Source organism: Archangium minus (genome assembly GCF_044360475.1).
Lineage (GTDB): Bacteria > Myxococcota > Myxococcia > Myxococcales > Myxococcaceae > Archangium > Archangium minus.
Genome location: NZ_CP043494.1, coordinates 1236348 through 1248216, shown reverse-complemented (window position 1 = coordinate 1248216; position 11869 = coordinate 1236348). Strand labels below are relative to the sequence as shown.

Here is an 11869-nt window from a genome sequence, read left to right as displayed (position 1 = left end):
CGAAGCGCCCGAACTGGAAATCGTTACCGAGAGAACACTTAGCAGGTGGCGTGCCAACGTCCGCGGGCCTTGGAAGGGCGATTGGAAATCATCCAAGCGCATCCAAAAGCAGGCAGGCCTATCCAACAGTCCTTCCAACGGAAACAGGGTGGGTTTCCGTACACCCAGGTGGATACGGATGTTGGAGGAGCAAGCGAGCAAGGTACGCCAGGGGCGCGGGCAGGGCCAAAGTAGGTTAGGGAGGGGCCATCCGATGAGCTCCTCCTCCCGTGGCTACCGTGTCTTCAGCTGGTTCACCCTCGCCTTCTCGCTGCTGGTGGTGCTGTGGGGCGCCTACGTGCGCGCCACGGGCTCGGGGGCGGGGTGCGGCGACCACTGGCCGGTGTGCAATGGCGAGGTGGTGCCGCGCGCGCCGAGCGTGCAGACGCTCATCGAGTACACGCACCGGGTGACGAGCGGGCTGGTGATGGTGTTCGCGGTGGTGCTGTGCGTGTGGGGGCTGAGGGCGCACGCGAAGGGGCACCCGGTGCGAACGGGGGCGGTCCTCTCGCTCGTCTTCATGGTGACGGAGGCGGCGCTGGGCGCGGCGCTGGTGCTCTTCAAGATGGTAGCGGACAACGAGTCCATTGCGCGGGCCTGGTGGATGGGAGCGCACCTCCTCAACACGTTCCTGTTGGTGGGCGCGCTGGCGCTGACGTGCTGGTGGGCGGGAGGCGGGGAGCGACTGACGTGGCGGCGGCAGGGGATGACGGGCTGGCTGGTGGTAGGGAGCCTGGTAGGGCTGCTGACGCTGGGGGTGAGTGGGGCCATTGCCGCACTGGGCGACACGCTCTACCCGGCCACAAGCCTGGCGGAGGGACTGAGACAGGACGTGTCCCCCACGGCACACATCCTGCTGCGGCTGAGGGTGCTGCACCCGGTGCTGGCGGTGCTGGTGGGAGCGCTGGTGGTGTTCTCCGCGGGGATGGTGGCGAGGCTGCGACCATCACCGGCGGTGAGGCGGTCGGCGATGCAGCTGGGCATGCTGTACGCACTGCAGCTGGTGGCGGGGCTGGTGAACGTGGCGCTGCTGGCGCCGGTGTGGATGCAGCTGGTGCACCTGCTGCTGGCGGACGTGGTGTGGATTGTCCTCGTGAGGCTGAGCGCAGCGGGACTGGCCCTGGGAGCACCGCGAACAGACGTCAAACTGAAGTCCGAGCTCTCGCTGTCCTAAACAAACAAACAAACAAACAAACTCCCTCTCCCTCTGGGAGAGGGTCGGGGTGAGGGTAAGCGGTCCCCCGGCATCACCCCCGAGCCAGTTCCTCCTCAATCCCCTGCAGCGCCTCCAAAGCCCGCAGCGGCAAACTGATTCCACCCGAGGGCACCTGAGGCTCACGCACGTTGATACGAATCAACGTGCCCCGACTGGCGGCCACGCGCTCGCAAAAACGCCGCACGGAAGGAATGGCCGTGCCCGCGCCGCACTCAACAACCGCCAGCGTGCCGGGCGCCACCGTATCCAACCACTGCGTGAGCCGCCGCTCTTGGGCCTGGCTGCGCGAGTCATTCCAATCCCAGTCGTTGAACATGAGGATATTCGGCCGCACGAGCGAGCCGCAGCGTGAGCAGACGGGGAGCGGAGACCTGGCGCGAAAGGTCTCCGGGTCCACATCCACGGAGTACGCGTCGGCGGAAACAACCTCCGTGCAGGAGCCGAGACACTGCACGAAGTGGATGGAGCCATGAATTTCGAAGAGACGCTCCTCCGGTACCCCCGCCTTTTGAAACTGACCGTCGACGTTGGAGGTGAAGACGAAGGCACCGTGCGGCATGCGCGAGCCCCAGGAGCGGAGCAGCGAGAAGCCCGGGTGGGGAGTCGTCGCGCGGTACAGCCCGAGGCGATGGCCGTAGAACCCCCAGGCGAGCTCGGGATCCCTCTCGAACCATTGGGGATTCGCCAGGGACGAAAAGTCGAGCCCGAGCTTCTCGTAGGCGGGGTAGGCGCGCCAGAAGCCCTCGGTGCCGCGAAAGTCAGGCAGGCCCGAGTCCACCCCCATGCCCGCCCCAGCCCCGATGAGGAGGGCCTGGGCGGAACGCAGGACGTCAGCGGCACGGCGAAGCTCCTGGCGCATCTGGGTCATCGCTTCCGTCTCCCCCGAACCATTACAGGAACGAGAACGACACCGCGTCGCCCTGGGGCGGCGGAGTGAAGCGCTGCAGCTTGCGATCCTTGAAGTGAAGCATCACGAGCGAAGGATCCTCCAGCGGCACGTCGAAGGTGAAGGACAGCTTCTGAGGCCCCTCGGCGTCCGCCTCCAGCACCTTCACCTTCATGCCCTCCATGACGACCTCGTGGCCGGCAGGCAGGGGGAAGCGGCCGGAGCGGTGGATGCGCTCGCCGATGGTGGAGAGGAAACGACCGCGCTCCAACGACAGCTCAAGCGTGGAGGGCCCGGTGCGGGTGATGTGGTGCTCGCCCGCGGCGTAGGAGAGCGTCCACCAGGCGCGCGGGAGCACCTTGCCAGTCGCCCACCATTGCACCGACGTATAGATGCCCACCATGGCGTTGGGCGCGTTGAGCACCACCACGCGCTGCTCGGGGAGGCGCGCCATGTCGAGGTGCTCCTGGAAGCGCGTCTGGAGCCGCTCATTGCTGGCGGAGACGCCCGAGAACAGGTTGACGGTGCTCCACCAGACGTACGGCGCGGCGACCACGTGGAGCAGCACCAGGGCACCGGCGCCGACGACCACGGCCTTCCCGCGCCAGGAGCGCTCGCGCCGACGCCAGGCATGGTGCAGCACCACGGCGACGGCAACCGCGCCACCCAGGCTCGGCACGAACAGCGTGCGCGAGGACGGGAAGGTAGAGGCCGCGAACCACGTGGAGAGGAAGGCGCCCACGAGCAGCCAGCGAACGTGACGGCGCTCGGCGTCCTCCAATCCGGCCCAGCAGGCACGCAGCAGCAGCCCCACCACCACCATGGCGGCGAGCCCCACGCCCAGCATGATGCCCTCGAAGCGAGCCTCGCCGGCGAAGTCCACGGGGGCATTGAGCAGGATGCCACCCAGGTTGATGGGGACCCGGATGAGCGCCGTCTTCAGCCAGAAGAGGGGGCTGTCCAGCGGATCCAAGTACATGTCCGAACCCGAGGCGCCGTAGTTCAACCGCTGGTGCACCACCATATAAACGAGCAGCACCAGGCCCGTGGGGACGAGCGCCCGGAGCCGCTCGGCGGGCCGACCCGGAGCACCCAGCCACTCATAGGCGACCAGATAACCAAGGACGATCAACGCCGTCTCACCGCCCGCGAGGGCCACCACCAGGGACAGCACCGAGAGGGGCAGCGCCCAGGTGCGGCCCTTCTCGCGCCACTCCAGGTGCAGGCACAGGCCCACCAGGGAGAAGAGCATGGAGACCACCGCGCTGCGGTTGGCCAACCACCCCACCGTGGCGGCGTGCGAGTCGTCGATGGCGAAGAGCAGCAGCGCGAGCGCGCCCAGGGCCCCGGGCAACACGCGCCGCATCAGCGCGCCGGCCAGCGCCACCAGCCCCAGGTACCAGAGCACCGAGTGCACGTGGTAGCCCAGCGGCCGGGTACCAAAGAGCGAGTAGTCCATCGCGAAGAGCGCGCTGGAGAGTGGCCGCCAGAAGGAGACCTTGAGTTCGGGCAACACCCACCAGGGGAAGACCCCCTTCTCCATGAGCGCATGCTGCGCGGCGGCATCACCCGCGGCGATGCGGTACAGGTCAAAGGCCGAGTTGGCGAGCGGCGCCGGCGGCGGCACCTTCCCGAGGATGCCCAGGTAGACGAAGTCGTCGGGCATGAAGCCCGCCCTCAGCACCAGCAGGCAGAACGCCAGCGCGGCGCCCAGGGAGACCCAGAGGACGCGGGGAAAGGACAGCCAACGGTTGGGGGGGGACGGGGGAGTGTCCATAACCGGACGACCATACCAGGGCCGCAATCCCAGGTACCTCCCCCACCCCCGGTTCTCTCAACAATTCTTAATGTGGGGGCAAAACAGCGGAAACGGCCCAGGTGTGTCATGCGAGGCATGGAACAGCCCCGCTCGAGCACCTGGACGCCGCACCCCCACTCTCTCCGCCGCGAGCCCGTCGTCTTCGGCCATGTGATGGAGCTGTTGCTGACCGACCTGGAGCTGATCCACCCGCGGGCGCGCGAGGCGCTCGCCGGGATGGGACTCTCATCGGGGGAGCCCCACGCGGTCTACTCGAGTGCCGCCTGGGTGGGTGCCATCCACGTCCTCTCCGGCGCGCTCTACTCGCACCTGTCCTCGCCCAGTGCGGAGTTCGCGCTCGGACGACGGTTCATGGCGCGGATCCTCCGGTCCCGCCTGGGCGAGGTGATGAACACCCGTGCCCGAGCAACGGGCCCAGAACGCACGCTGCATCGGATGCCCAACCAGCTGCGAATGCTGAACAACTACCTCGGCGCCTCGGTGCACGCGCTGCCTGGGGCGGGCCGCTGGGAGCTCACCCTCCGGCCGCTCCCGGAGTTCTTCCTGTCTGCCGGGGTCCACGTCGAACCGCCCCATTTCACCCGAGGAGCGATCATCACCTCCTTCCAGGCCGCCGGCGTGTTCGACCTCCAGATGGACCTGGTGCGCCACGACGTGTCGCTGGGCACGTCGACCTTCCACCTCACCTTCTGAGCCAAACCCGAGCCGTCAGGAGGAGCCCCAGCGCCTCGTCAGGCGCCGGCATGGAAAGAAAGCTCGTGTCCGTGCAGCGCGTCGACCACCTCGAGCCGATCGCTGGCGCCGACAACATCCAGAAGGCGCGAGTGATGGGCTGGGACGTCGTCGTGAAGAAGGGCGAGTTCGCCCCGGGCGACCCCTGCATCTTCTTCGAGATCGACAGCCTCCTGCCCGAGGGTGCGCCGTGGGCGGAGTTCATGCGCCCGCGCGGCTTCCGCGTGAAGACCGCGCGCCTGCGAGGCGTGCTGTCCCAGGGACTCGCCCTGCCCGTCTCCATCCTCCCTGGCGCGGTGCCTCCGCAGGGGACGGACGTGCGCGAGGTGCTCGGGGTCGTGAAGTACGAGCCCGCGCTGTCTGACGGGCGGGAGATCTCCGGGCCGTTCCCGGGCCAGGTGCCCAGGACGGATGAGATCCGCCTGCAGTCGGCGCTTGGCGTCCTGGAGGAGCTGCGCGGCCACGACTTCTACGTGACGACAAAGCTGGATGGGACCTCGGCGACCTTCTTCCGGCCGTTCGAGGGCGAGCTCGTGGCCTGCTCGCGCAACTGGGCGCTGGCACGCGGCGCGTCGCATCCGGCGTGGCGCATCGCGGACAAGTACGCGCTCGACACCGTCCTCCCGGCGGGCTTCGCCGTGCAGGGCGAGCTGTGCGGCCCTGGCATCCAGAAGAACCGCCTGGGCCTCACCGAGGTGGACCTGTTCGTGTTCAGCGTTCACGACACGCGCACGGGGCGCTACCTGGACCACGCCGGGCTCATCGCGTTCTGCGCCGAGCACAAGCTGCGCACCGTCCCGGTGGAGCACGTCGTCACGGGTGACGCCGCCCGGACGTTCGACCATGGCCTCGAGCACTACCTGAAGCTGGCCCAGGGCTTCTACACGGGCACCCGCAACCGCAAGGAGGGCATCGTGGTGCGGCCCCTGACCGAGTGCCACTCGCCCACGCTCGGCGGCAGGCTGTCGTTCAAGGTCATCAACAACGACTTCCTGCTCAAGGACGAGGACTGAGAACAGGGGCAGCGGAGCAGGACCCGCCAGGTTTCGTGGACAGGTGGGTCTGACATCCGAGGTTGGTGCGTGGAACCCGCTGAAAAAGGCCACGCGAGAGCCCCGGGAATGTCAGACCCATTGGGTATTTCTTGCGCATGGCCGCCCGAGGGGGGGCCAGGAAATCTCACGCCACGCTCAGGCCCTACCTGAGACGGCACACATCCAACCTGGAGCATCACGCCATGGCCAAGACCACCGCCGCCGCCCGTAACCGTTCCGCCGAGCAGACCAAGACCGCCTTTGAGGAGCTGGCCCGGAAGAGCCGCAACAAGCCCGTGGTCTCCGCCAAGGAGCAGGAGGCCCGCCAGTCTCACGCCCGGAACGTCCTCACGGATGTGTCCGGCCTCACGGCGGAGTCGGCCGTCAAGAAGGTCACCGAGGCGGGCCTCACCATCAACAAGACGCTGGCGGGCATCAACGAGCAGGTGATGTCGCTGGTGGAGGAGTTGAAGAAGCTCGACGAGGCCATCCAGCTCAAGAACGGGGAGCTGGCGGAGCTGCACGGCAAGGACATCGCCGCGAGCGCCATCGACGTGCTGGTCGCCGAGTACGACCGGAAGAAGGAGGAGCTGCAGGCGGAGATGGAGCGGCTCCAGAAGGAGATCGCCGACACGCGCACGAAGTTCGCCACGGACCTGGCGGCGGAGCGGGACGCGGCCGAGCTCGCGCGCAAGCGGGCCGAGGAGGAGTACGCCTACAGCAGCCAGCAGCAGCGCAAGAAGGAGCAGGACGCCTTCGCCGAGCAACTGCGCCAGCAGGCCGCCGCCGAGCGCGACCGCAAGGAGAAGCTGGAGAAGGACTGGGCCACGCGCGAGGAGAGCCTGAAGCAGCGCGAGAAGGAGCTGGAGGATCTGCGCAAGCAGGTGGCGGACTTCCCGGCGGTGCTGAAGAAGGAGACGGACGCGGCGGCGGCCATCGCGGGCAACCGGGTGAAGTCCGAGTGGGAGCTGAAGTACACGCTGGCCCAGAAGGACGCCGAGACGGCGCAGCGGGTGGCGAGCATGGAGATCGCCTCGCTCAAGGAGACGAACACGAAGCAGGCGCAGGCGCTGCAGACGCTCCAGACGGAGCTGGCCGAGGCCAAGCGTCAGGTGCAGGCCATCGCGGAGAAGGCGCTGGAGTCCGCCTCGGGTGCGCGCGCACTGGCCGAGGTGCAGGGCGTCATCGCCAACCGCGACTACAGCAAGAGCAAGTAGTCCCGCGCTAGGATGCGGGCGGACATGGCATCAAACTCCGCCCGCCCCTTGCCGCGCCTGCGGTGGCTGCTCGCACCGCTGATGCTTCTCACGCTCACCGGCTGCTTCGACCTCCTCCAGGAAATCTGGCTCCTTCCGGATGGCTCGGGACGCGTGGTGTTCGACGTGGGCCTGCCGAAGTCGTTCCTCGACCTCGCTCGGACGAAGGGAATGGATCCACTCCAGGAGCTGCGCGCGGCAGCCAAGGCCACCGAGGAGGACCTCAAGAAAGACCCGGACGTGACGAAGTTCGAGTTCCGGGAGTACGAGCAGGATGGGCAGCAGCACCTCGTGTACGACTTGACGGTGAAAGACATCACCCGGCTGGGCGAGTTGCAAAAGCGGGCGATGGAGCACAACGCCTCGGCGAAGCAGGGAAAGAAGGAGCTCGCCTTCCACGTTGAGCGTCGCGGGTTCGGGGAGTACGTCTTCGTCCAGCGATTCGGAGAGCCGAAGGACCCGTCCGGCACGACGAACGGGACGAAGAATCCCTCGGAGCAGGCAGCCCGAGATATCGGAGCGCAGCTCGCGCGGGCGCTGCTCGGCAACCACTTCTACATCGTCCGCGTGCACGGACAATCCATCACGGAGACCAACGGCACGCTCAACGAGAAGAAGGACACCGTGGAATGGAAGTACAGCCTGGTGGACCTGGCGGACGAGGCCCAAACGGGCACGGAGCTGCGAGCGGTGGTGCAGGCGGGACCTCCGCTCTGGCTGTGGCCGGTGGTGCTGGGCGTGCCGCTGCTCGTGCTGGCGCTGGCGGTAATGGCCGCGCGGCGGCAGCGGGCCCGGCGCTCCATCTGATTGCGCATGCTCCCTCTCCCTTTGGGAGAGGGCGGGGGGTGAGGGTCGTCACCCACGTGAGCCACCGAGCCGCAGACCCCGGGGAACCACGAGCCACTCGACGAGCTCGAACAAACAGCTGACGAGCAACGCGAGCACCGCCGCGGGCACGGCGCCCTGGAGGATAAGCGCTGTGTCATCCAACCGAATGCCGGTGAGAATGGGCTGCCCATAACCCCCAGCGCCGATGAGGGCCCCCAGGGTCGCAGTGCCCACGTTGATGACGGCGGACGTCTGGATACCTGCGAGGATGGACGGAGCCGCCATGGGCAGCTCCACCAGACGCAGGCGCGCGCCGGGAGGCAGACCCAGGGCTTCAGCGGACTCACGCACCTCCGGAGGGATACCCGAGAGCCCCGCGGCGGTGTTCCGGATGATGGGCAGCAGGCTGTAGAGGAACAGCGCCACGATGGCGGGCCGCGCGCCGATGCCCAGCAGCGGAATCATGAACACCAGCAGGGCCAGCGAGGGCACCGTCTGGATGATGCCCGCCAGCGCGAGCACCCCCTTGCCCAACCTCGGCCTGCGCGCCACCAGCACGCCCAGGGGCACAGCGACCCCGATGGCCGCGAGCAACGACAGGCCCACGAGGAACAGATGCTCACGCGTGTGGCGCCACAGACTCGCAAGCACACTGTCACCGCGCACCGTCACCGTCATACCGAGCTCGCGCTCCAGGAACGAAGCCGCGACCTGGCGCTCGGGGACGCGCTGCAACTTCGCCCGGGCGTTGAGCTCCACCATCTCGGGCTCGGAGATGCGGCCCTCCAGCCGCCCGAACGCCGCCACCACCTCCGGGGCACGCGCGTCCAGGTCGGCACGGAAGAGGAGCACGGCGTCGTATGCGGGGAAGTGCCGGAGGTCATCCTCCAGAACGCGCAGGTGGTAGTACGCGATCTCCGCGTCGGTGGAGTACAGGTCGGTCACCTGGATGGCGCCGCTCTCCAAGCCCCGGTAGGCCAGGTCATGATCGAGCCCACGCACCTCCCGCTGGGGCAACGCATAACGCGAGCGCAGCGCAGGCCAACCATCCGCCCGGTCCATGAACTCGTTGCTGAAGCCGAAGCGCAGCTCCGGGTGCTGACGCAGGTCCGAGAGGGTCCGGATACCCAGCCGCTCGGCCTCGGCCTCCTTCATGCCCAGCGCGTAGGTGTCATTGAACCCCAGCGGCGCGCTCATGCGCAGCCCCTCGGCAGCGAGCGCCTGACGCAGTGCCTCGTCATCGGGCAGCGGACGACCCGCGAAGATTTCCTGGCGCAGCGTGCCGGTGTACTCGGGATAGACGTCGATCTCCCCGCGCCGCAGCGCCTGCCACAGCACCTGGGTGCCCCCGAGCTCGCGCCGGTGCTCGGCCCGAGCGCCGGTGCTCCGGGCGAGCTGCGTCACCATGTCTCCGAGGATGACGGACTCGGTGAACTTCTTGGAGCCCACACGCACGCCAGGCGCCTCCGAGGACGAGCCGGAGCACGCGACGAGCACGAGCAACAGGCACGCACCGAGCCACCTCATGACAGGCGCCCCTCGAAGGTCAGGCGCTGGGCCTGAAAGAAACGGGTGACGAAGGGATCCGCGGGAGCACGCTCCAGCTCGGCGAGCGAGCCTTGCTGGACGATGCGGCCCTCGCGCATCAGCACCACATGGTCGCCGAGGAAGGCGCCCTCGGCCAGGTCATGGGTGACGAGCACCACCGTCTTCCCGAGCCGGGCGAAGATGTCGCGCAGGTCGCCCTGAAGCTCGTAGCGAATCATGGGATCCAACGCGCCGAGCGGCTCGTCGAGCAGCAGCACATCCGGGTCGAGCATCAGCGCTCGCATCAAACTGACGCGCTGGCGCTGACCTCCGGAGAGCTGGCCGGGGTAGCGGTCGAGGGCGTCCGAGGGGAACCGAGTCAGCTCGACGAGCTCGCGCAGCCGGGCGTGGATCCGCTCCTCGGACCACTTCAAGTAGCGAGCCATGAGGGTGGCATTGCCCTCGGCGGTGAGGTGCGGGAAGAGTCCACCCCCCTGGAGGGTATAGCCCATGTGCTGGCGGGCGGTGAGCAGGTCCTCGTCGCGCAGGGGCTGTCCCCGGAAGAGGACGCGACCGGAGTCGGGCCGGAGCAGCCCGTTCATCAGGCGCAGCAGCGTGGACTTGCCACAGCCGCTCGGGCCGAGGAGGACCGTGGTGCGCGCCTCGGGCAGACGCAGCTCGAGCGGATGGAGTGCCCACGTGTCACCGAAACGCTTGGAGACTCCCTCGAGCTCGAACACCGAACGCCCTCCTCTCGCATTGCCCTCGCGTCCAATCCCTCTACACGGGGGAGAACATCCCGCAACATCTCCAGTCCTCGAGGGTCGTATTCCGTAAACCCGGGCTGAGGCCGCGGGGAATGCGAGCTTGCCTGGATATTGCGTGATCTCCACCTTCGCGCGGCCCGAGCAATCCCCAGCGGGCTCCCCAAGGCGGAGACGTCATGCCCCCGAAACGAATCCTTTCCATTCTGTATGTCTTGTTGTTGGCCCTCCCCCTGGCAGCCCGAGCGCAGACCAGCCCGCGCGCGGTCAGCATCCGCATCCAATGCGAGCTCAGGGAGGTCAGTCAGACGGGCGCGACCTCGGTTCGTGATTGCCAGAGCCTCTTCGGCTGGTTCGAGGGCCGGCTCGACTGGCGCAGTGGCGGCACAGTGGGCGACGACGCCTCGGGCACGCTGCTGTACTCGGAGATCGGCCGCTTCTACGCCACCCACTCCTTCGACGGCGAGGTGCTCGTCTACGCGGATGGCAACGGCGTCTCCGAGGACTTCCAGCAGCGCTACCTCACCCCGAGCGAGCACAACGTCCTGACGGCACCAGATGTCCGGGTCGTGCTCTACGCGCGCAAGCGGGACGACTACGTGCTGCTCACGGATCAGCGGTTCATGCCAGTGGCCAGCGCGGCCTGGGCCCGGTACGCGGAGGAGGCGATGCGCTTCTCGGGCGAGCTGCGCGGTGACGTGCAGGGGCCGCAAGAGGGCACGCGGGTGGTGGGCCTCCAGAACGTCCCCGTGTCCGAGTCCGCGCCGAGCCTCGGACAGCAACTCCGCTTCGATGGGAGCCAGTGGGCGCCGTCCTCGCTCACCGGCTCGGATGTCCCGGGCGGCAGCGGCCACTACATCCAGAACCAGGATGGCGCGCCGCAGGATGCTCGGTTCTCCATCAGCGGCACGGCGAGCGTCGGAGCCCTCCAGGTGGGCGGAGGCACCACGCTCCAGCGGCTGCAGATGGGCACGTTCGTGCTGAACCCGCCCGGTCGGTGTGGCGGCTACCCCGTGGTGAAGTGCAACTACACCTACTCGTTCTGGTTCCCGAAGACGTTCTCGTCGCCCCCCACCGTCCTCGCCTCACCGCGCAGCGAGTGCTGGGACTGCTCGGACACGTTCAACGTCACCGTCCGGAGCGTGACGAACAGGGGGTTCGACGTCGTGGTGACGCGGACCGACCCGAACCGAGCGGGTGGAGACTGGGGCCAGTCCCTGCGGATCGACTTCCTGGCCGGGAACTGAGGCGGAGACGCGGATGAACCTGGGTCGCTCCATCTGGATGCTGGCGTCCGTGGCGCTGCTCGCCGTGGGCGTACTGCTCGGAGTCCACGTGTATCGCCTGGAGACGCGCCTGGCCTCGCTGGAGGCAAGTGCCGCCGGAGCCGGAGCGACAACGCCTCCGGAGGGACAGGCGCGAGCATCGCCCGTCAAGCCAACTGGGCGACTCTTGCGGCTCGATGACGAGGCGGCGCGGCAGCTCTCTCGACGACTGGGGGGAGAGCTGGGCCTCGGACAGGAGCGAGTGGAGAAGCTCACCCGACTCCTGATGGCCTTCCACCTGCGCGAGGCACTGGCGAGCGCGAGGGCCCAGGGAGAGGACGTGTCCGAATCGGCGGCGAGCTACCCCGAGTTGCTACAGGGAGACCTGAAGCAGGAGCTCCTCGAGCTCCGGCTCACCGAGGCCCAGCTCGCCGCGCTGTCTCGGGAGACGCCGGGGATTGAGGAGCTCCTCTCGCGGGAGTGAAGCACCCTCTCCCTCTGGG

11 protein-coding genes are annotated in these 11869 nt (G+C 68.0%); 7 read left to right on the top strand and 4 right to left on the bottom strand.

Annotated features, from left to right (window positions below; genetic code table 11):
- The first annotated feature begins 253 nt into the window (after positions 1-253).
- The gene (locus F0U60_RS05295; RefSeq protein ID WP_395814830.1) at positions 254-1213 is read left to right on the top strand and encodes a COX15/CtaA family protein; all 960 of its coding nucleotides are present in this window, start codon (positions 254-256) and stop codon (positions 1211-1213) included.
- 73 nt (positions 1214-1286) lie between these two features.
- On the opposite strand, the gene F0U60_RS05290 is transcribed toward F0U60_RS05295, so the two are convergent.
- Together F0U60_RS05290 and F0U60_RS05285 are read right to left on the bottom strand one after the other, a co-directional pair.
- On the bottom strand, positions 1287-2123 hold the full coding sequence (locus tag F0U60_RS05290) for an SIR2 family NAD-dependent protein deacylase (RefSeq protein ID WP_395814827.1): 837 nt from the start codon (positions 2121-2123) through the stop codon (positions 1287-1289).
- 22 nt (positions 2124-2145) lie between these two features.
- The gene (locus F0U60_RS05285; RefSeq protein WP_395814824.1) at positions 2146-3918 is read right to left on the bottom strand and encodes a hypothetical protein; all 1773 of its coding nucleotides are present in this window, start codon (positions 3916-3918) and stop codon (positions 2146-2148) included.
- A 117-nt stretch (positions 3919-4035) separates the two neighbouring features.
- Here F0U60_RS05285 and F0U60_RS05280 point away from each other — a divergent pair, with 117 nt between their 5' ends.
- The 4 genes from F0U60_RS05280 to F0U60_RS05265 all read left to right on the top strand — a co-directional run bounded on the left by F0U60_RS05280 (position 4036) and on the right by F0U60_RS05265 (position 7789).
- Entirely contained in the window at positions 4036-4653 is a 618-nt protein-coding gene (locus tag F0U60_RS05280; RefSeq protein ID WP_395814821.1) for a DUF2378 family protein, read from the top strand.
- A gap of 50 nt (positions 4654-4703) precedes the next feature.
- On the top strand, positions 4704-5705 hold the full coding sequence (locus F0U60_RS05275) for an RNA ligase family protein (protein ID WP_395814818.1): 1002 nt from the start codon (positions 4704-4706) through the stop codon (positions 5703-5705).
- A 224-nt stretch (positions 5706-5929) separates the two neighbouring features.
- Positions 5930-6943 (top strand): kinetoplast-associated protein, encoded by a 1014-nt coding sequence (locus tag F0U60_RS05270; protein WP_395814815.1) that lies wholly within the window; start codon positions 5930-5932, stop codon positions 6941-6943.
- A 24-nt stretch (positions 6944-6967) separates the two neighbouring features.
- Positions 6968-7789, top strand: a complete 822-nt coding sequence (locus tag F0U60_RS05265) for a hypothetical protein (RefSeq protein WP_395814812.1) — start codon at positions 6968-6970, stop codon at positions 7787-7789.
- Positions 7790-7837: 48 nt separating this feature from the next.
- Here F0U60_RS05265 and F0U60_RS05260 read toward each other — a convergent pair whose 3' ends face one another.
- Positions 7838-9337 carry a glycine betaine ABC transporter substrate-binding protein gene (locus F0U60_RS05260; RefSeq protein WP_395814809.1) on the bottom strand — a complete coding sequence of 500 codons (1500 nt, stop codon included), beginning with the start codon at positions 9335-9337 and terminating at the stop codon, positions 7838-7840.
- Complete coding sequence (locus F0U60_RS05255) at positions 9334-10077, bottom strand: ATP-binding cassette domain-containing protein (protein WP_395814806.1); 744 nt, start codon at positions 10075-10077, stop codon at positions 9334-9336. The genes F0U60_RS05260 and F0U60_RS05255 overlap by 4 nt, the downstream gene beginning before the upstream one ends.
- A 203-nt stretch (positions 10078-10280) precedes the next feature.
- Between F0U60_RS05255 and F0U60_RS05250 the strand changes: the two genes are divergently transcribed.
- Both F0U60_RS05250 and F0U60_RS05245 read left to right on the top strand, forming a co-directional pair.
- Complete coding sequence (locus F0U60_RS05250; protein ID WP_395814803.1) at positions 10281-11348, top strand: H-type lectin domain-containing protein; 1068 nt, start codon at positions 10281-10283, stop codon at positions 11346-11348.
- Positions 11349-11361: 13 nt separating this feature from the next.
- Positions 11362-11850: a hypothetical protein gene (locus F0U60_RS05245; RefSeq protein ID WP_395814800.1), complete on the top strand. Its 489-nt coding sequence runs from the start codon at positions 11362-11364 to the stop codon at positions 11848-11850.
- The last annotated feature ends 19 nt before the right edge of the window (positions 11851-11869 follow it).